The sequence below is a fragment of the Variovorax glucosi genome (assembly GCF_051216695.1).
GTDB lineage: Bacteria > Pseudomonadota > Gammaproteobacteria > Burkholderiales > Burkholderiaceae_C > Variovorax.
On record NZ_JBPJZE010000001.1, the window covers coordinates 1,307,034 to 1,325,923 of the forward strand.

General features: G+C 63.2%; 17 protein-coding genes and 1 tRNA gene. 14 read left to right on the forward strand and 4 right to left on the reverse strand.

Annotated elements, in window-relative coordinates; translation table 11 throughout:
- The first annotated feature begins 1 nt into the window (after nt 1).
- Nucleotides 2–622 carry a retropepsin-like aspartic protease family protein gene (locus tag ACSFA3_RS06180; protein ID WP_435504491.1) on the forward strand — a complete coding sequence of 207 codons (621 nt, stop codon included), beginning with the start codon at nt 2–4 and terminating at the stop codon, nt 620–622.
- Nucleotides 623–643: 21 nt separating this feature from the next.
- Here the strand turns inward: ACSFA3_RS06180 and ACSFA3_RS06185 are convergent, their stop codons facing one another.
- The 4 genes from ACSFA3_RS06185 to ACSFA3_RS06200 are packed head-to-tail and all read right to left on the reverse strand — an operon-like array spanning nt 644 to nt 3,264.
- Entirely contained in the window at nt 644–997 is a 354-nt protein-coding gene (locus ACSFA3_RS06185; RefSeq protein WP_435504492.1) for a RidA family protein, read from the reverse strand.
- A gap of 27 nt (nt 998–1,024) precedes the next feature.
- Nucleotides 1,025–1,654: a glycerol-3-phosphate 1-O-acyltransferase PlsY gene (plsY, locus tag ACSFA3_RS06190; RefSeq protein WP_435504493.1), complete on the reverse strand. Its 630-nt coding sequence runs from the start codon at nt 1,652–1,654 to the stop codon at nt 1,025–1,027.
- Nucleotides 1,655–1,682: 28 nt separating this feature from the next.
- Nucleotides 1,683–2,195 carry an aminoacyl-tRNA deacylase gene (locus ACSFA3_RS06195; RefSeq protein WP_435504494.1) on the reverse strand — a complete coding sequence of 171 codons (513 nt, stop codon included), beginning with the start codon at nt 2,193–2,195 and terminating at the stop codon, nt 1,683–1,685.
- Between the two features lie 7 nt (nt 2,196–2,202).
- A complete protein-coding gene (locus ACSFA3_RS06200) occupies nt 2,203–3,264 on the reverse strand; it encodes an aldo/keto reductase (protein WP_435504495.1) in 1,062 nt (353 codons plus the stop codon).
- Nucleotides 3,265–3,354: 90 nt separating this feature from the next.
- Between ACSFA3_RS06200 and ACSFA3_RS06205 the strand changes: the two genes are divergently transcribed.
- The 13 genes from ACSFA3_RS06205 to ACSFA3_RS06265 all read left to right on the forward strand — a co-directional run bounded on the left by ACSFA3_RS06205 (nt 3,355) and on the right by ACSFA3_RS06265 (nt 18,739).
- A complete protein-coding gene (locus ACSFA3_RS06205; protein WP_435504496.1) occupies nt 3,355–4,272 on the forward strand; it encodes an alpha/beta fold hydrolase in 918 nt (305 codons plus the stop codon).
- 84 nt (nt 4,273–4,356) lie between these two features.
- Nucleotides 4,357–7,866: a response regulator gene (locus tag ACSFA3_RS06210; RefSeq protein ID WP_435504497.1), complete on the forward strand. Its 3,510-nt coding sequence runs from the start codon at nt 4,357–4,359 to the stop codon at nt 7,864–7,866.
- Nucleotides 7,863–8,690: a CheR family methyltransferase gene (locus tag ACSFA3_RS06215; protein ID WP_435504498.1), complete on the forward strand. Its 828-nt coding sequence runs from the start codon at nt 7,863–7,865 to the stop codon at nt 8,688–8,690. Before ACSFA3_RS06210 ends, ACSFA3_RS06215 begins: the two co-directional genes overlap by 4 nt.
- Nucleotides 8,687–9,289, forward strand: a complete 603-nt coding sequence (locus ACSFA3_RS06220) for a chemotaxis protein CheB (protein ID WP_435504499.1) — start codon at nt 8,687–8,689, stop codon at nt 9,287–9,289. Before ACSFA3_RS06215 ends, ACSFA3_RS06220 begins: the two co-directional genes overlap by 4 nt.
- On the forward strand, nt 9,282–10,487 hold the full coding sequence (locus tag ACSFA3_RS06225) for a hybrid sensor histidine kinase/response regulator (RefSeq protein ID WP_435504500.1): 1,206 nt from the start codon (nt 9,282–9,284) through the stop codon (nt 10,485–10,487). Before ACSFA3_RS06220 ends, ACSFA3_RS06225 begins: the two co-directional genes overlap by 8 nt.
- A 57-nt stretch (nt 10,488–10,544) precedes the next feature.
- A protein-coding gene (gene prfB, locus ACSFA3_RS06230) for a peptide chain release factor 2 (protein ID WP_435504501.1) occupies nt 10,545–11,649 on the forward strand; the annotation gives its coding sequence in 2 pieces (ribosomal slippage) (nt 10,545–10,625 and nt 10,627–11,649; 1,104 coding nt in all).
- Nucleotides 11,649–12,323: an HAD family hydrolase gene (locus ACSFA3_RS06235; RefSeq protein ID WP_435504502.1), complete on the forward strand. Its 675-nt coding sequence runs from the start codon at nt 11,649–11,651 to the stop codon at nt 12,321–12,323. Before prfB ends, ACSFA3_RS06235 begins: the two co-directional genes overlap by 1 nt.
- Entirely contained in the window at nt 12,307–15,027 is a 2,721-nt protein-coding gene (pepN, locus tag ACSFA3_RS06240) for an aminopeptidase N (protein WP_435504503.1), read from the forward strand. Before ACSFA3_RS06235 ends, pepN begins: the two co-directional genes overlap by 17 nt.
- Nucleotides 15,028–15,042: 15 nt before the next feature.
- Nucleotides 15,043–16,053 (forward strand): class 1 fructose-bisphosphatase, encoded by a 1,011-nt coding sequence (locus ACSFA3_RS06245; RefSeq protein ID WP_435504504.1) that lies wholly within the window; start codon nt 15,043–15,045, stop codon nt 16,051–16,053.
- An 11-nt stretch (nt 16,054–16,064) separates the two neighbouring features.
- A tRNA-Thr gene (locus ACSFA3_RS06250) sits at nt 16,065–16,140 on the forward strand.
- Nucleotides 16,141–16,454: 314 nt separating this feature from the next.
- On the forward strand, nt 16,455–16,820 hold the full coding sequence (locus tag ACSFA3_RS06255) for a hypothetical protein (RefSeq protein WP_435494501.1): 366 nt from the start codon (nt 16,455–16,457) through the stop codon (nt 16,818–16,820).
- Nucleotides 16,821–17,002: 182 nt separating this feature from the next.
- Entirely contained in the window at nt 17,003–18,382 is a 1,380-nt protein-coding gene (locus tag ACSFA3_RS06260; RefSeq protein WP_435504505.1) for an AAA family ATPase, read from the forward strand.
- 93 nt (nt 18,383–18,475) lie between these two features.
- Complete coding sequence (locus ACSFA3_RS06265) at nt 18,476–18,739, forward strand: hypothetical protein (RefSeq protein ID WP_435504506.1); 264 nt, start codon at nt 18,476–18,478, stop codon at nt 18,737–18,739.
- Nucleotides 18,740–18,890: the final 151 nt, after the last annotated feature.

Genomic DNA, 18,890 nt, shown 5'->3' on the forward strand with positions numbered 1-18,890 from the left:
CATGCTTGCAATCGGCGCATTCGCCTCGCTGGCGAATGCAGAATCGGTCACGCTCACCGGCACCATCGGCAGCCGCGCGATCCTGGTGATCGACGGCGGTGCACCAAGAACGCTGGCCGTCGGCGAACGCATCCAGAACGTCCGGCTGCTCTCGTTGCAGGACGGTACGGCAGTGGTCGAAGCCGGCAACCAGCGCGTCACCCTGCGCATGGACACTCCGGTCAGCGTCGGCAAGCCGGTGACGAACAGTGGCAACACGCGCATCGTGTTGCCTGCGAGCAGCGGCGGTCATTTCATGACGCAAGGCTCGATCAACGGCCGTACCGTCACGTTCATGCTCGATACCGGTGCCACGTCGGTTGCGATCTCCGCTGCAGATGCCGAACGCATCGGCCTGGTCTACAAGAACGGCACGCCGGTGCAGATCAGTACCGCGAACGGCGTCGTGTCCGGCTACCGCGTGCGGCTGGATTCGGTGCGGGTCGGCGATGTCGATGTCTCCGGCGTCGATGCGGTCGTATCGCCGCAATCGATGCCGTATGTGCTGCTGGGCAATAGCTTCATCGGCCGCTTTTCGATGCGCCGCGACAGCGATCAGATGGTGCTCGAAAAACGCTACTGAACTGCGTTCACGGAAGCGACTTCAGCGTTGCGCCGCCGTCACCACGACTTCGATCTTGTAGGCGCCGTTGGCCAGCGAAGCCTGCACCGTGGCCCGCGGTGGCGTATGGCCGGCGGGAATCCAGGCGTCCCACACTTCGTTCATCACGACGATGTCCTTGATGTCGGTCAGGAAGATCTGCGTCATGAGGATGCACGTCTTGTCGCTGCCGGCCTCGGCCAGGAGTTTGTCGATCATCGCCAGCACCTGCGCGGTCTGGCCGGCCATGTCCAGCGTGGTGTCGTCGGGCACCTGCCCCGCGAGATAGACTGTGCCGTTATGCACGGCCATTTCGCTCAGACGCGGACCGACGTGGAAGCGCTTCAGTTCACTCATGGGTTTTCCTCGGTTTAGTTTTCGAAATCATTTCTTGGAACCGAGCCGCGACTCGCTTCCGGCGAGCAGGCGACGGATGTTTTCCCGGTGGCGCCAGGCCAGTAGCAGGCTCATCGCGATCAACGCGATCAGTACCGTGCGATCGAATGGCCAGGCGATCTTGCTGCCGATGACGTAGAACGCCGGTGCGAAGAAGGCAGCAGCGAGCGAAGCGAGGGACGAATAGCGGAAGAAGAAGGCGACGATGGCCCAGGTCGTGCCGGTCGCCAGGCCAAGCAGCCAGTCGACGCCGAAAAGCACACCTCCCGCGGTCGCCACACCCTTGCCGCCCTTGAAGCCGAAAAACACCGGGTAGAGGTGGCCCAGGAAGGCGGCCAGTCCGGCAAGCGCCGCGGTGCCTGCACCCATGCCGAGATCGGGGCCGGCCATGCGGATCGCAAAAACCGGGATCCAGCCCTTGAGCGCGTCCAGCAACAACGTGGCAAGCGCAGCGCCCTTGTTGCCCGACCGCAGCACATTGGTGGCGCCAGGATTGCCGCTGCCGTAGCTGCGTGGATCGGCCATGCCGAGCGATCGGCTCACGATGACGGCGAACGACAGCGAGCCGAGCAGGTAGGACAGAACGATCGCGATGAACGAGGGAAGATGAAAGCTCAAGTATTTGTCTCCGGAAATCTGGCGCGGCCTATTTTGACGGTTCCGACAGCGCGCACTCCACCGGCCGGGCGCCCAGCAATTCGATCAGTACCTGCGGAACGATGCCCACCAGATAGCCGCGGCGTCCCCCGTTGAGAAAGATCGTCGGCAGCGCGAGGACGGTCGATTCGACATACACCGGCATCGCGCGCCGCGTACCGAATGGCGAAGTGCCTCCCACCATGTAGCCGCTGTGCCGCTGCGCGACTTCGGGCTTGCAGGGTTCGACCGACTTGGCATCGATCTGTCGCGCCAGGCTCTTGGTCGACACGGTCCGGTTGCCGTGCATCAGCACCAGCAGCGGCCGGGCATCCTGGTCCTGCATGACCAGCGTCTTCACCACCGTGAACGGATCGAATCCGAGCACGGCGGCACTGTGCTGCGCCCCGCCGTGCGCAAGATATTCGTAGGGATGTTCGGTGAAGGCGACGCCGTTCGCCCGCAGCATCTGCGTGGCCGGCGTCTCGCTGACATGCACCTGGTTCTTCGGCTTCTTCGCCATTGATTCTTCAGGCCGCCGGGTCTCGGATGTCCCAACGGATGGCATCGATCTCGGCCAGCACTTCGGGCGACAGCGTGATGTCGAGCGCGTCGATGTCTTCGTCCAGCTGTGCCACCGACGTGACGCCGATGATGGTGCTGGCAACCTGCCACTTGGTGTAGCAGAAGGCCAGCGCCAGCTGAGTCGGCGTGAGGCCGTTGGCTTGCGCAAGCGAGTTGTAGCGGCGCGCGGCCCTGAGCGCATCCGGGCGACCCCAACGTTGCTTCCGTACCGATTCGTAGCTCGCGATGCGCGCGCCCCTGGGTGCATCGGGGCCATCGATGCCGCTCGCGTCGTACTTGCCGGTGAGCAGCCCGAACGCCAGCGGCGAATAGGCCAGGAGCGACACGTCCAGGCGATGCATCGTCTCGTCCAGCCCGTTCTCAAGCGCGCGGGAGATGAGGCAGTACACGTTCTGCACGGTCGCGACGCGCGGAAGGTCGTGCTGCTCCGCAAGTCGCACGAATTCGTGGACTCCGTAGGAGGACTCGTTCGACAGACCGATGTAGCGCACCTTCCCTGCCTTGACCAGACCCTGCAGTGCATCGAGCTGCTCGTGAATCGGCGTGGCGGACGTTTCCTTGGCCGGGTCGTAGTAGATCGTGCCGAAGGCTGGCACATGGCGCTCGGGCCAGTGGATCTGATAGAGATCGATGACGTCGGTCTGCAGGCGCTTCAGGCTGGCATCGCATGAGGCGACGATGTCGGCGGCCGTCATGCCGGTGCCGGAGCGGATCCACGGCATGCCGCGCGACGGGCCGGCGACCTTGGTGGCCAGCGTCAGCTTCTGCCGTGCCGCAGGATTCTTCGCGAACCAGCGGCCGATGATCGTTTCGGTCGCGCCGAACGTCGCTTCGCGCGCGGGCACGGCGTACATCTCGGCGGTGTCGATGAAGTCGATGCCGCGTTCGAGCGAGCGGTCGAGGATGGCGTGCGCCGTGGGCTCATCGACCTGCTCGCCGAAGGTCATGGTGCCGAGACAGATCGGAGTGACGTGCAGATCGCTCTGCCCCAGTCGGATGCGTTGCATGGTGAATCTCTCGAAGACGGATGAAGCCGTTTGGAACGGACGGAATGCGGCGATGTGTGCCGGAACTTTACCGTTCTTATGATCGGCTGCATGTACGTCCCAAGACGCCTTTCCCGCAGCGAGTTCGTTTCCGTACGCCAACTCAGCTATCACGTCCGCCTCTGGGGCGAACCTTCGGCCGAGCGCCCGCCGCTGATATTGCTCCACGGCTGGATGGATGTCGGCGCCTCTTGGCAGTTCGTCGTCGACGCCATGGCGCAGGACCGCTTCATCATTGCACCGGACTGGCGCGGATTCGGGCTCACCGAATGCGGCGCCGTCGACTGCTTCTGGATGCCCGACTACCTTGCCGACCTCGACTGGCTGCTCGACCGGTTCGCCGGCGAGACCGCCGTCGATCTCGTCGGCCACAGCATGGGCGGCAACATCGCGATGCAGTACGCAGGCGTCCGGCCCGGGCGCGTGGGCCGCCTCGTCAACCTCGAAGGCTTCGGAATGGCCGCGACGCCGGCAACCGAAGCGCCCGAACGCTACGCGCAATGGATCGACGAACTCAAGCGGCTGGAGCGCGGCGAAATGGCGCTGCAGAGCTATGCCGATGTCGACGGCGTGGCCCGCCGCCTCATGAAGACCAATCCGCGTCTCGCGCCCGACAAGGCCGGCTGGCTGGCGAGACACTGGGCGGCGCCGACACGGCAGGCCGACGGCACGGAGCGCTGGTCGATCCTCGGGCATCCGGCACACAAGGTGGTCAATGCCAATGTGTACCGCGTCGAGGAAGCGCTGGCGCTCTATGCGCGCATCGAGGCGCCTGTGCTGGTGGTCGAGGCAGCCGAAAGCAGCCTCGCACACTGGCGCAAGCACCGCTACACGCGGGCCGAATATCAAGAGCGGCTGAAGGCCGTCCCGAACGTTCGCATCGCGACCGTCGACGAGGCCGGCCACATGCTCCATCACGACCAACCGGCGCGCATCGCAACGCTCATCGCAGACTTCACGACACCCTGACGGGCCGTGCTTGCGACTTTCTCCGACACTTCCAGGTACCTCCCCCATGCAAACTGCGCGGGTTTTGCCTTACACAGCGCTCCCATGAACTCCTCCACGTCATCCATCGATCCCCGTGACTTCCAGCGCGTGCTGTCACGCAACGTGAAGCTTCCCCTGATCGGCGGACTTGTCGGCGTGGTGGTGTTCGTGTCGCTCATCTTCTATCTGCTCTCGGTGATCGGCTGGGTGGAACACACCGACCGCGTCACACGCGAAGCGAGCGAGATGCAACGGTTGAGCGTCGACCTGGAAACGGGCATGCGCGGATTCCTGATCACCGGCGACGAGACGTTTCTGCAGCCTTACGAAAGTGCGCAACCCAGGCTCGTCGCCGGCCTGGCCCACCTTCGCAAGCTGGTTTCCGACAACCCGGCACAGGTCGAACGGATCGATCGCATCACGACACTGCAGACCGCATGGAACCGGTATGCGGACGAGATTGTCGCGATGCGGCGTGCGGGCGGCGACTATGCGGCGGTGGTGCGCCAGGGACGCGGCAAGCGGATCTCCGACGACATGCGTACGGGCTACATGAACTTCGTCAATTTCGAGCAGACGCTGCGCTTCCAGCGCAACACGGAAGCGACCAACACCAGCTGGACGATCATCGGCCTGTTCGTCTTCTTCACGCTCGCGACCACAGGTCTGCTGGCGTTCTTCGGCCGCCGGCAGCTGGTCGAGCTTTCCGACAGCTACGACACCGTCCTTCGCAAGCAGGCGGCGCACGGCGAAGCGCTGCAGGAGCAGGCCTGGCTGCGAAGCGCGCAGACCGAACTGGCTGGCGAACTCGTCGGCGAACTCGCCGCGCCGGTGATGGGTCGCAAGATTCTGAAGTTCTTCGCCAAGCACGTCGGCAGCAGTGTCGGCGCTGTCTATGTCAAGGAGAGTTCCGGCGTGTTGCGCAGGATCGCGAGTTACGGTTTCTCACCAGAGGCGGAAGCAGCACCCCAGCTCATCAGCCCGAACCACGGACTGGTCGGACAGGCGGCGGCGCAGGCGCAGCTGATGACGGTGGAACCGGTCGCTTCGGACTACCTGCGCGTCAATTCGGGGCTTGGCGACATGGCGCCGAAGGCCGCGCTGCTGCTGCCGGTGAGCGACGAAGGCAGCGTCAACGGCGTGATCGAACTCGGCCTGCTGCAGACGCCATCGGGCCGCACGAAGCAATTGCTGGAACTGGTGGCGAACGACATCGGCAATTCGATCGCCGCCGTGCAGTACCGCGAACAGCTGCAGGACGTGCTTGCAGAGACGCAACAGCTCAATGAAGAGTTGCAGGTGCAGCAGGAAGAACTTCGCACCGCGAACGAGGAACTCGAAGAGCAATCGCGCGCCCTGCGCGAATCGCAGGCAACACTGGAAAACCAGCAGGCCGAACTCGAACAGACCAACAGTCAGCTCTCGGAGCGAACCGAGGCGCTCGACATGCGCAACGCTGCGTTGCGCCGCGTCCAGGGCGAACTCGAAGACCGCGCGCAGGAGCTGCAGCGGTCGAGCCGCTACAAGTCCGAATTCCTGGCCAACATGTCACACGAACTGCGCACGCCGCTCAACAGCGCGCTCATCCTGGCGAAGCTGCTCGGCGACAACCCGCAAGGCAACCTGACGCCGGAACAGGTGAAGTTCGCCGACTCGATCTACTCGTCGGGCAACGACCTGCTGGTATTGATCAACGACATACTCGACATTGCCAAGGTCGAGGCCGGCAAGCTCGAACTGGTGATCGAGGAAGTCTCGCTGCCCGCGCTGACCGACAGCCTCTCCATGACCTTCACGCCGCTGGCCGGCCAGAAGCAGCTGGCGTTCCGGATCGAAATCGAACCTGGTACGCCCTCGATGCTGATCACCGATCGCCAGCGGGTGGAACAGATCCTGAAGAACCTGCTGTCGAATGCGCTGAAGTTCACCGAACACGGCGAGGTGTCGCTCAAGGTATCGGGAGGGCCCGATGGCGGCGCGCTTCTTGCCGTGACCGATTCGGGCATCGGCATTCCGGTGGCCCAGCAGGAAGCGATCTTCGAAGCCTTCCGTCAGGCCGACGGCACCACCAGCCGGCGCTACGGCGGTACCGGTCTCGGTCTGTCGATTTCGCGCGACCTCACGCGCCTGGTCGGCGGCACGCTGACGGTCAGGAGCACACCCGGTACCGGCAGCACCTTCACGCTGCAGCTGCCTGCCCGCGCACCACAGGCCGCCGACGGGACGCCATCAAGTCGCCAGGCACCGGCTCGTCAAAGCGCGATGCCGCCGATCCAGCGTGGCCCGGCGCCCGCGCAGCCCGCCGTCGCTTCGGCTTCGCCGGTTGCCGCACCGCCCGCTTCGTCGATCCCCCAGTTCTCCGACGACCGCCTGCTGCCCTCGACTTCCGCGCGCCGCGTGCTGGTGATCGAGGACGAGCCCCAGTTCGCGAACATCCTCTACGACCTGGCCCATGAACTCGGCTACCGCTGCCTGGTCGCGCACGGCGCGCACGACGGATTCGATCTCGCCACGCAGTTCCTGCCCGATGCCATCCTGCTCGACATGCGCCTGCCCGACGGTCCGGGCCTGAGCGTGTTGCAACGTCTCAAGGACGACCCGCGCACCCGCCACATCCCGGTGCACATCGTCTCCGCCTCCGACAACGTCGAGACCGCGATGCACATGGGCGCCATCGGCTACGCGATGAAGCCGACTTCGCGCGACCAGCTGAAACAGGTGTTCCAGAAGTTCGAGGACAAGCTGACGCAGAAGGTCAAGAGCGTGCTGCTGGTCGAGGACGACGCACTGCAACGCGAGGCGGTGACGAAGCTGATCGGCGACGACGACGTGGCGATCACGGCTGTCGAATCCGGGGAGGAAGCGATGGGCCTCCTGCGGTCGCGCGTCTTCGACGTGATGGTCACCGACCTGCGATTGCCCGACATGCAGGGCAGCGAACTGCTGAAGCGAATGGCGACGGAAGAGATCTGCTCTTTCCCGCCGGTGATCGTCTACACCGGACGCAACCTGACGCGCGACGAAGAGACCGAACTGCTGCGCTATTCGCGCTCGATCATCATCAAGGGCGCACGCTCGCCGGAGCGATTGCTCGACGAGGTGACGCTGTTCCTGCACAAGGTCGAGGCCGACATGAGCAGCGAACGCCGCACGATGCTCAAGACCGCGCGCGGCCGCGACCGTGTCTTCGAGGGTCGCCGCATCCTGCTCGTCGACGACGACGTGCGCAACATCTTCGCGCTCACCAGCGCGCTCGAACAACGCGGTGCGCTGGTCGAGATCGGTCGCAACGGCCGCGAAGCGCTCGAAAAGCTCGACCGCGTGCCCGACATCGACCTGGTGCTGATGGACGTGATGATGCCGGAGATGGATGGCCTGGAAGCCACGCGCCGGTTGCGCCAGGACCCGCGCTTCGTCAAGCTGCCGGTGATCGCCGTGACCGCCAAGGCCATGAAGGACGACCAGGAGCAATGCCTCGCGGCCGGTGCCAGCGACTACCTGGCCAAGCCCGTCGACCTCGACCGCCTGTTCTCGCTGCTGAGGGTGTGGATGCCCCATCTGGAGCGCCTGTGAGCCTCATCCCGAACAGTGCCGACATCGAGATACGCCTGCTGATGGAGGCGATCTACCTCAAGTACAGCTACGACTTTCGCGACTACACCGGAGCCTCGCAGAAGCGCCGCGTGGCGTATGCGCTGTCGCAGCTCGGCCTGCCCAACATCGCGGCGCTGCAGGACCGCGTGCTGCACGACCCGGCGGTGTTCGCGCAGCTGCTGCAGTTCCTCACCATCCCGGTCAGCGAGATGTTTCGCGACCCGGCCTATTTCCTGGCCTTGCGCCAGCAGGTGGTGCCGGTGCTCCATACCTACCCTTCGGTGAAGATCTGGGTTGCGGGTTGCAGCACCGGCGAGGAAGCCTGGTCGATGGCGATCATGCTGCGCGAGGAAGGGCTGCTTAAACGCACGCAGATCTATGCGACCGACATCAACCCGGCATCGATCGAGAAGGCGCGCCAGGGCATATTCCCGCTCGAAGTCGTCAAGGGCTACACCGCCAACTACCAGCGTGCCGGCGGCAGCAGCGCGTTCTCGGACTACTACACGGCCGCCTACGGCGCCGCGAAATTCGACCCGTCGCTTTGCGCCGATGTGATCTTCGCCGACCACAGCCTGGCCACCGACAGCGTCTTCGCAGAAACGCAGCTGGTGTCCTGCCGCAACGTGCTGATCTACTTCAACCGCAACCTGCAGGACCGCGCGCTCGGGCTGTTCCACGAGTCGCTTTGCCACCGCGGCTTTCTCGGACTCGGATCGAAGGAAAGCATCGACTTCTCCGCCTATGCCACGCGCTTCGATACGCTGGCCAAGGCAGAACGCATCTTCCGCAAGGCCTCATGAATCCGAAGAAGATCTCAAGGCGCCGGACCGAGGCGGTCGTCGTCGGTGCATCGGCCGGTGGCGTCGAGGCGCTGCTGACGCTGCTCTCCGACCTTCCTGCTTCATGGCACCTGCCCATCGTGATCGTCATGCATCTGCCGGAAGGTCGGGACAGCCTGCTGGCCCAGGTCTTCGCCAAGCGCCTGCGAATACCGGTGCTGGAGGCTGCCGACAAGGCCGAGATCAGGGAAGGCACGCTCTATTTCGCGCCGCCGAGCTACCACCTGTCGATCGAACGGGAACACGTGTTCTCATTGAGCTGCGAGCCGCCGGTTCTGTGGTCGCGACCGTCGATCGACGTGCTGATGTCGTCGGCAGCAGATGCCTACGGACCGGCCCTGGCCGGCCTGCTCCTGACCGGCGCCAACCATGACGGCGCTCAAGGCATGAAGCACATCGGCGAGGCCGGCGGCCTGACGGCGGTGCAGGACCCCGAAGAGGCCGAGGTCGCTACCATGCCTCGTGCAGCCATCGCGCTGCACGCACCGGATTTCGTTTTACCGCTGCGCGAACTGCGCAGCCTGCTGGTGCAACTGGACACACCCGATACCGATGATTAATGTCGAAAGCAAATTGCTGATCGTCGACGACCTGCCGGGCAACCTGCTCGCGCTCGATGCGCTGATTCGCGGTCCGGGAAGATCGGTGTTTCAGGCCGGATCGGCGGACGAAGCGCTGGCGCTGATGCTCGAGCATGAATTCGCGTTGGCCATCCTGGACGTGCAGATGCCGGTGATGAACGGCTTCGAACTGGCCGAGCTGATGCGCGGCACCGAACGCACGCGCCACATCCCGATCATCTTCGTGAGCGCAGCCGGCCGGGAGATGAACTATGCGTTCCAGGGCTATGAAAGCGGCGCCGTCGACTTCCTGCAGAAACCGCTCGATGCCTATGTGGTGACGAGCAAGGTCAATGTGTTCGTCGACCTGCACCGCCACCGCAAGGCGCTCAAGCGCGAGATGGAAGCTCTGGCTGCGTCGCACCGCGAACAGGAAGCGCTGGTCGAGAAGCTGCAGACGACGCAGGCCGAGCTGCAGCGCGCAGTCCGGGTGCGCGACGACTTCATGTCGATGGTCTCGCACGAACTGCGCACGCCGCTCAACACGCTCTACCTGGAAACGCAGGTGCGCAAGATGCACCTGTCAAAAGGCAATCTGAAACCGTTCTCGGCCGAGCAATTGCCGACGCTGATCGAGCGCGACCAGCGGCAGATCCAGAACATGGTCCGGCTGATCGACGACATGCTCGACGTCACCCGCTTGCGCCGCGATGCGCTGTCGATCCGTCCGAAGCCGTTTGACCTGTCCGTGCTCGCGAAACGGGTGATCGACAACCTCGCGCAGCAGGCAGACGCTGCGGGATCGATGATCACGCTCGATGCGCCTTACGAGGTTCCAGGCGTCTGGGACGAATTCCGTATCGAGCAGGTGCTGACCAACCTGCTCACCAACGCGCTGCGCTATGGCGGCGGCAAGCCAGTGCAGGTCGAAGTCGTGCAGATCGAAGGTCTGGCGACCATGAGCGTCCGGGACCGCGGCATAGGGGTCGCCGAAGTCGATCAGGAGCGCATCTTCGAGCAGTTCGAGCGCACCGACGACAGCAGGAAGCACGCGGCCGGACTGGGGCTGGGCCTGTACATCACACGCGAAATCGTGCGTGCGCACGGCGGCACGATCGCGCTGGAGAGCGTTGCCGGCGAAGGTTCGCTTTTCAAAGTGACCCTGCCGTTGCTGGTCCAGGCGCCGGCTTCGAGCTGAATGCCGCCGAGGCATGAGAAAATGCACGGTTTTCCCCGAATACCGTCAGGACACCCCATGGATGCAGAGCAAATCAACCAAATCGGCGCAACCCTCGCGGACCTGAGCGTCCGGACGGTCGATTTACGGAGGTATCTTTGACTACGATGCCAAATCCGAACGTCTGAGGACGGTCAACGCATCGCTCGAAGACCCGACGGTCTGGAACGACCCGAAGAAAGCCCAGGAACTCGGCCGCGAGAAGAAGTCGCTCGACGGCGTCGTCGTGACGCTCGACCGGCTCACCAGCGGCCTGTCCGACAACACCGAGCTCTTCGACATGTCGAAGGAAGACGGCGACATGGATGGCCTGCAGGCCATCTCCGACGACGCCGACATCCTCGAAGCCGACATCAAGCAGCTCGAGTTCCGCCGGATGTTCAACAACCCGGCCGATCCGCTCAACTGCTTCGTCGACATCCAGGCTGGCGCTGGCGGCACCGAAGCCTGCGACTGGGCCAGCATGCTGCTGCGCCAGTACCTGAAGTACGCAGAGCGCAAGGGCTTCAAGACGCAGATCGAGGACGAAACCGCGGGCGACACGGCCGGCATCAAGGGCGCGACCATCAAGATCGAGGGCGACTATGCCTTCGGCCTGCTGCGCACCGAAACCGGCGTTCACCGGCTGGTCCGCAAGTCGCCGTTCGACTCGTCGGGCGGCCGCCACACCAGTTTCGCCAGCATCTTCGTGTACCCCGAAGTCGACGATTCGATCGAGATCGACATCAATCCGTCAGACGTGCGCACCGACACCTTCCGCGCCAGCGGCGCCGGCGGCCAGCACATCAACAAAACCGACTCGGCCGTGCGCCTGACGCACATCCCGACCGGTATCGTGGTGCAGTGCCAGGACGGACGTTCGCAGCACAGCAACCGCGACGTGGCGTGGAAACGGCTGCGCTCGCGCCTCTACGACTTCGAATTGCGCAAGCAACAGGAAGCGCAGCAGAAGCTGGAAGACACCAAGACCGACGTCGGCTGGGGCCACCAGATCCGCAGCTATGTGCTGGACAACAGCCGCATCAAGGATCTGCGTACCAACGTCGAAGTCTCGGCGACGCAGAAGGTGCTGGATGGCGATCTCGATGTGTTCATCGAAGCTTCGCTGAAGCAGGGCGTCTGATGCGTGCAGAGGCCCTCATCTTCGACATGGACGGCACCATGGTCGACTCGATGCCGTGGCACGCGAAGGCGTGGATCGAGTTCGCGCGCCGCCGCGGCATGGCACTCGACGTGCCCGACCTGATGCGTCGCACCACCGGTCGCAACGCGTTCGAATGCGCCTGCGAGCTGATAGGCCGCATGGTCACCGACGCCGAAAGCGCCGAGATCACGGCAGAAAAGGAATCGATCTATCGCGAGATGTTCGGCGCCGCTTTCGTCGAAGTCGCAGGCTTTCGGGCTTTTGCAGCGAAGGCCGAAGCGCGCGGACTGAAGATTGCCGTCGGCACGGCCGGCGACCGCCACAACATCGAGTTCGTGATGTCGCGCTTGCACATGAACCCGTTGCCGCTCGCCATCGTCGGCGGCGACGAGGGCCTGCCGGGCAAACCGCAACCGGCCATTTTTCTGGAAGCCGCCCGCCGCATCGGCGTGGCGCCCGAGCGCTGCATTGTTTTCGAAGATGCGCCTTTCGGCATCGAAGCCGCACGCCGCGGCGGCATGCGTGCCGTCGCGGTCTGCACCACCCACAGCGCGGCCGAACTCGCGGGCCCGCATGTGCTCGCGGCGGTTCGTGACTACGAAGAACTCGCCAAATCCAATTTTCTGGAGACTCTCGATGCTGCAATCGCGTGACGCCCAAGGACAACCGCTGGCGATACGCCGCGAAGACTATGTCGCACCCGCCTGGTGGATCGACACCGTGGACCTGTGCTTCGACCTCGACCCGGTCAAGACGCGCGTACTCAATCGCATGCGTCTGCGCCGCAATCCCGATCAGCCCGCCGGCCCGCTGCGACTCGACGGCGACGAGCTGAACCTCGCGCGCGTGCTGGTCGACGGCCACAGTGCGTCGTTCCGCATGGAAGCCGACCAGCTGGTGATCGACAACCTGCCCGACGCCTTCGATCTGGAGATCTTCACCACCTGCTGCCCGGTGAAGAACACCAAGCTCATGGGCCTTTTCGTGAGCGAGAACACCTTCTTCACGCAGTGCGAGGCCGAAGGTTTCCGGCGCATCACCTACTTCCTCGACCGTCCCGACGTGATGGCGAACTACACGGTGACATTGCGCGCCGACAAGCAGGCGTATCCCGTGCTGTTGTCTAACGGCAATCTGGTCGACAGCGGCGATCTCGAAGGCCCGGGCAACGAAGGTCGCCACTTCGCGAAATGGGTCGATCCGTTCCGCAAACCGAGCTATCTGTTCGCGCTGGTCGCGGGCAAGCTGGTCGCGCGCGAGCAGCGCATCACGACGCGCGCCGGCAAGGAGCATCTGCTGCAGGTCTATGTGCGCGCCGGCGACCTGGACAAGACCGAGCACGCGATGAATTCGCTGGTGCACTCGATCCTGTGGGACGAAACCCGCTTCGGTCTGCCACTCGACCTCGACCGCTTCATGATCGTCGCCACCAGCGACTTCAACATGGGCGCGATGGAAAACAAGGGCTTGAACATCTTCAACACGAAGTACGTCCTGGCCAATCAGGCGACCGCCACCGATGCCGACTACGGCAACATCGAAAGCGTCGTCGGCCACGAATATTTCCACAACTGGTCTGGCGACCGCGTGACCTGCCGCGACTGGTTCCAGCTCTCGCTCAAGGAAGGCCTGACCGTCTTCCGCGACCAGGAATTCAGCATGGACCTGTGCGCCGATGCGTCGGCCCGCGCGGTCAAGCGCATCGAGGACGTGCGCGTCCTGCGCACCGCGCAGTTCCCCGAAGATGCAGGCCCGATGGCGCATCCGGTGCGGCCAGACAGCTACATCGAGATCAGCAATTTCTACACCGTCACCATCTATGAAAAGGGCGCCGAAGTCGTCCGCATGATGCAGACGTTGGTGGGCAGGGCCGGTTTCGAGCGCGGCATCACGCTCTACTTCCAGCGCCACGACGGCTATGCCGTGACCTGCGACGATTTCGCGCAAGCCATCGCCGACGCAAACCCCGACTCGGAACTCGCGCGCCTGCTGCCGCAGTTCAAGCGCTGGTACGGTCAGGCCGGCACGCCGCGCCTCACCGCCCGCGGCACGTATGACGCCAATGCACGCACCTACACGCTACATTTCGAGCAGAGCAGCCTACCCACGCCGGGCCAGCCGACCAAGCTGCCGGTCGTCATTCCGGTCAACCTCGGATTGCTGAGCCAGGACGGCCGCGACCTGCCGCTGCGGCTCCAGGGTGATTTCGAAGCCGTGCAAGGCACGCGCCTGCTGGTCGTGACCGAAGCGTCGCAGCAATTCGTATTCACGGATGTCGAGACCGAACCGGTGCCGTCGATCCTGCGCGGCTTCAGCGCGCCGGTGGTGCTCGACTTCGACTACACCGACGCGCAGCTTCTCACGCTGCTGGCCAACGACATCGACCCGTTCAACCGCTGGGAGGCCGGCCAGCGGCTCGCTTTGCGGAGCGCGATTCGCGCGGTCACATCGACGGAGCCCGACAATGCATTTGCGACCGGCACCGCCCTTCTCGACGACGCCTATGTCAACGCGATGCGCAGCGTGCTCGGAGATACCGATCTCGACGCGGCTTTCAAGGAACTGGTTCTCACGCTGCCGTCGGAAACGTACATCGCGGAGCAGCTCGACGTCGTCGATCCGCAGCGGGTGCACGCCGTGCGCGATGCCATGCGCACACAACTCGCGACCTCGCTGTTCGTCGAGTGGGAGCACGCCTATGCACAGAACCAGGACACCGGCGCTTACACGCCCGACCCGCTGTCGTCGGGCCGACGCGCGCTGGCCGGCATGGCGCTGACCAACCTCTGCATCGCCGCACGGGTTTCAGGCGACACCGTCTGGCCCGGCAAGACGCTGCAGCGCTTCAAGGACGCGGCCAACATGACCGATCGCTTCAATGCGCTGAGCGCGCTGGTGTCGTCGGGCCATCCGCTGGCCGAGCAGGCGCTGGCACGCTTCCACGCAATCTTCAAGAACGAGGCGCTGGTCATCGACAAGTGGTTCTCGCTGCAGGCCGGTTCGCCGGACCGCGGCGGCAACGTGCTGCCGCTGGTCAAGCAGCTGATGAAGCATCCGGACTTCTCGCTCAAGAACCCGAACCGCGCGCGCAGCGTGATCTTCAGTTATTGCAGCGCGAACCCGGGCGCTTTCCATCGTCGCGATGCATCGGGCTACGTCTTCTGGAGCGAGCGCGTGATCGAGCTCGATGCGCTCAATCCGCAAGTCGCCGCCCGCCTCGCACGATCGCTCGATCGCTGGAGCAAGCTGGCCGAGCCTTACCGCAGCGCCGCACGCGAAGCCATCGCGCGCGTCGCCGCCCGCCCCGATCTAAGCAAGGACACGCAAGAGGTCGTCAACCGCGCCCTTGCGGGCTGAACCAAAGGAAATCACATGGCACAACAGAAAATCTCACTCACGCGCTATCTCGTCGAGCAGCAGCGCGCCGACGGCCTCATTCCGGGGCAGCTCCGGCTGCTGCTGGAAGTGGTCGCACGCGCGTGCAAGAGCATCAGCATGGCCGTCAACAAGGGCGACCTCGGCGGCGTGCTCGGCTCGGCCGACAGCGAGAACGTCCAGGGCGAAGTCCAGAAGAAGCTGGACATCATCGCCAACGAAGTGCTCATCGAGGCCAACGAATGGGGCGGCCACCTCGCGGCCATGGCCAGCGAAGAGATGGACAGCATCTACGTCGTGCCCAACCGCTATCCACAGGGCGAATACCTGTTGCTGTTCGACCCGCTCGACGGCTCCAGCAACATCGACGTCAACGTCAGCATCGGCACCATCTTCAGCGTGCTGATGAAGCCCGACGACCATCCCGGTGTGCACGAAGCCGACTTCCTGCAGGCAGGCGCGAAGCAGGTCGCGGCCGGCTACTGCATCTACGGCCCGCAGACCACGCTGGTGCTCACGGTCGGCCACGGCGTCGCGATGTTCACCCTCGACCGCGAGCAGGGCTCGTTCGTGCTGACCAAGGAGAACATCCAGATTCCGGCCGACACCAAGGAGTTTTCGGTCAACATGAGCAACATGCGCCACTGGGACGAGCCCGTGAAGCGCTACATCGACGAATGCCTCGCCGGCACCGAGGGTCCGCGTGGCAAGGACTTCAACATGCGCTGGATCGCCAGCATGGTCACCGACGTGCACCGTATCCTGATGCGCGGCGGCATCTTCATGTACCCGTGGGACAAGCGCGAGCCGGGCAAGCCCGGCAAGCTGCGACTGATGTACGAGGCGAATCCGATGAGCTGGCTGGTCGAACAAGCCGGCGGCGCGGCGACCAACGGAAAGGAACGCATCCTCGATCTGCAGCCGACGAAGCTGCATGAGCGCGTGAGTGTGGTGTTGGGGTCGAAAAATGAAGTCGAGCGCGTGACGCGGTACCACGACCCGCTATAATCGAAGGCTTAGCCGGTGTAGCTCAGTCGGTAGAGCAGCTCATTCGTAATGAGAAGGTCGGGTGTTCGATTCATCTCTCCGGCACCAATGAAAGTAAGGCCCCGGTGCTCCTAAATCAGGAGCACCGGGGCTTTTTCTTTGGTTGAGGTAAGGCGGAGGTAAGAGCCAGATCTCAACACTGCGTCGACCCATCACAAAGATGCGGGGCCACCACCAAGAGGCATGGTGACGGCGGAAGCGATGTTTTTTCGTGTACCTGATTCACCATCGGCCAGATTTTGAGATCCTGGAGACCCATCCTAGAATCTCGATCGTGTAGCGACGCTCTTTCTTCTTCTTCAACTTTGTCCACGGCTTTCCGGATCGCCATCGCGTCCAGCCGTGTTCGAAAGAACGAAGAAATGAAGATTGCAATCACCCTGGCCACCCTGCTCTCGGCAGTCACCGTCGCCGATGTCGCGTGCGCACAAGCCACCCTGAGCTATGCCGACCTGGTTCGCGATGCGCGCCGAGTCGAAAAGCTCGAGGGCAGCGAGCGCATTACCTCCCCCAAAGTCATCTTCCAGCGCGTGAAGCTCGATCTCAAGCCGTTTGGCAAAGGGTCGAAGGACTTCTACGTCCGCAAATCCGATGAGATCGGCTTCATCTGCCAAGCCGCATCGCCGGGCTTCAGTGGGGGCACGATCACGGGCAAGATCGTGAAGCACGAGGAAGGTGCGGAAGGCTCGCACTTCTTCACCGTCGACAACTGCTCGGTGGCGAAGTGATGGCGCGCCAGGCCGATCCCCTTGAGAAACTCGGCCTGGCGCCTTTCAGCGCGCCAGCCGCCGAATGCGAAGAGCCAGGCTGCGAATCCGTGTGGTCGTGCAAGCATTGCTCTGGAGCGAAGGCTCAGCGCGTTGTCACGCGCGGCTCCTGGCACTGGGCGTGCGACACGTGCGGGACCAGGGTGGACGACAACGAAATCGACACGTCGTCGGCGTCTGCAATCGCAGACCCGTTTGCGCACCTCGATCGCGCCATGGCCAAGACTCGCAACGAGAACCAGCAATGCCTTGACTTCGAACACGCAGAGGGCCCGCCGCCGGATCGGGTCTACAACTTCACGATGAACCGCCTGTGTGAAGTCCGACCGATCGCCGAGCGTCGCGGAATTGAGCTGATTTTTGACAACTTCCGCTGTGATGCATGCGACTGTAAAGACCTGCGGAGGGAGTTTGGGGGCAATTGCTGGTCCTGGAAGTGCCAGAGATGCGGTGCATTCAAAAGCGCCGTCATGGCGATCAAGCAACTCAATGATCTACAGAAAGCCGCACCGACCGTGAAAGTCGTTTCGCACGAGGAGCGTGATGCTGGTGTCGAGATCTTCAGCCTGGACGACATCACCGCCGCTGCAGAGAACGTGGCCTTGCTCAGTTCGGACGAGAATTCCAGATCACGTCTGAAGGCCACTTTGGCGCGCTTGCTCGAGACCAGCACAGTGCGCCCCTACGTCGTGCCGAATCCGGCGTGGCAAGGTCAGCTCGACGAGATGCGCGAGGCATTCCCGAACTTCCAGACCGCGATCGACGAGCTGATCGAACCATCATTCGCGATCGCAGCGGCCGGCGGCCGTGCACGGCCTGCACCGCTGTTGCTTGTCGGTCCCCCTGGCATTGGAAAAAGCTACTTCAGCAGTCTGCTCGCCGGCGTGCTCAAGACTCCGATGTTCAAAGTCGACCTTGCCTCCGCCACTGCGGGCAGCTCAATTGACGGCCTAGCCGTGCACTGGGGCAATTCGACGCCCGGCGAAGTCTTCCGGACCCTGGCGTTCGGGCGCGCGGGTGTGAAGGCGACAGCGTGCCCCGTGGGCTTCTTGGACGAAATCGACAAGGTCGGAGGCAACAAGTGCTACGACCCCCTCGGCCCGCTCTACAGCTTGCTTGAGGTCGAAAGCTCCAGGAACTTCGAAGACCAGTCGCTTCCGGGCATCAGGATCGACGCAAGCCACGTGCGATGGATCGGCTGCTGCAACGAACTCGACATGATCCCGAAACCGATCTTGTCGAGGTTCCACATCGTCCACGTCATCGCACCCACCGGCGCCGAAACCCTTCGTATGTACGAACGCATCTTCGCTCGCGTGGTGAAAGACACCGGCCTCTACGACTTCGGAAACCAAATCTCGAAATCGGTGCTGGTTAACGCAGTCGAAAGGTTCTCCGCGCGCGATTTTAAGACTCGCAGCACGATGGCCATTGGTCGTGCACTTGCCCGCAATCGTCATTCTGTCGAAACTTGTGATTTCGAGAATGCACCGCCACCGACATTACGAAAAATGGGTTTTTAGAAATAAGACAAAGCACGCCGAAACTGCGTGCAAAGAGGCAATAGAAAACATTCGCTCAAATGAGCGATTCTTAGCGTGATCAACAGGAGCAAGATGACAGCAGCAACGTTGGTGGTCGTTGTGTACCTGGCTGGAGCCAGTTGGGGCCCTCAAATGACCTTGCATGACCTGTCCGACGTGAAGGCCTGCCGCTCCATGCAAACTTCAGTTGCACAGGTCATTCTCAAGACAGTAAAAACAAACACGACGGGAGGTATTGTCAACCTGAGCGACATTGACGAGGACGTGGTGCTTGAAACTGCGTCAGGGCGCGAGGTAGCGCGGCTGACCTGCATAGCGGCGTCAGGCAAGTCTTAACGCGGAAGAAGGGATAAGGGTCTCTAAACAAGTATCGTTTTGTCGGAAATCTGTGGTGATTGGCCGTACAAATAGCTCAACACCCTTGCATTTCAGGCCTAGATCGAATAAGCAGCCAATGGCATTTCGTCTTGAACATTAATTAAGGGTT

Bases quoted from the DNA above. Each gene is read 5' to 3' on its own strand.
- ACSFA3_RS06225 (WP_435504500.1), top strand. From the start codon at position 9,282: ATGATTAATGTCGAAAGCAAATTGCTGATCGTCGACGACCTGCCGGGC.
- ACSFA3_RS06210 (WP_435504497.1), top strand. From the start codon at position 4,357: ATGAACTCCTCCACGTCATCCATCGATCCCCGTGACTTCCAGCGCGTG.
- pepN (WP_435504503.1), top strand. From the start codon at position 12,307: ATGCTGCAATCGCGTGACGCCCAAGGACAACCGCTGGCGATACGCCGC.
- ACSFA3_RS06220 (WP_435504499.1), top strand. From the start codon at position 8,687: ATGAATCCGAAGAAGATCTCAAGGCGCCGGACCGAGGCGGTCGTCGTC.
- ACSFA3_RS06245 (WP_435504504.1), top strand. From the start codon at position 15,043: ATGGCACAACAGAAAATCTCACTCACGCGCTATCTCGTCGAGCAGCAG.
- ACSFA3_RS06180 (WP_435504491.1), top strand. From the start codon at position 2: ATGCTTGCAATCGGCGCATTCGCCTCGCTGGCGAATGCAGAATCGGTC.
- ACSFA3_RS06200 (WP_435504495.1), bottom strand. From the start codon at position 3,264: ATGCAACGCATCCGACTGGGGCAGAGCGATCTGCACGTCACTCCGATC.
- ACSFA3_RS06265 (WP_435504506.1), top strand. From the start codon at position 18,476: ATGACAGCAGCAACGTTGGTGGTCGTTGTGTACCTGGCTGGAGCCAGT.
- ACSFA3_RS06255 (WP_435494501.1), top strand. From the start codon at position 16,455: ATGAAGATTGCAATCACCCTGGCCACCCTGCTCTCGGCAGTCACCGTC.
- ACSFA3_RS06185 (WP_435504492.1), bottom strand. From the start codon at position 997: ATGAGTGAACTGAAGCGCTTCCACGTCGGTCCGCGTCTGAGCGAAATG.
- ACSFA3_RS06235 (WP_435504502.1), top strand. From the start codon at position 11,649: ATGCGTGCAGAGGCCCTCATCTTCGACATGGACGGCACCATGGTCGAC.
- ACSFA3_RS06195 (WP_435504494.1), bottom strand. From the start codon at position 2,195: ATGGCGAAGAAGCCGAAGAACCAGGTGCATGTCAGCGAGACGCCGGCC.
- ACSFA3_RS06205 (WP_435504496.1), top strand. From the start codon at position 3,355: ATGTACGTCCCAAGACGCCTTTCCCGCAGCGAGTTCGTTTCCGTACGC.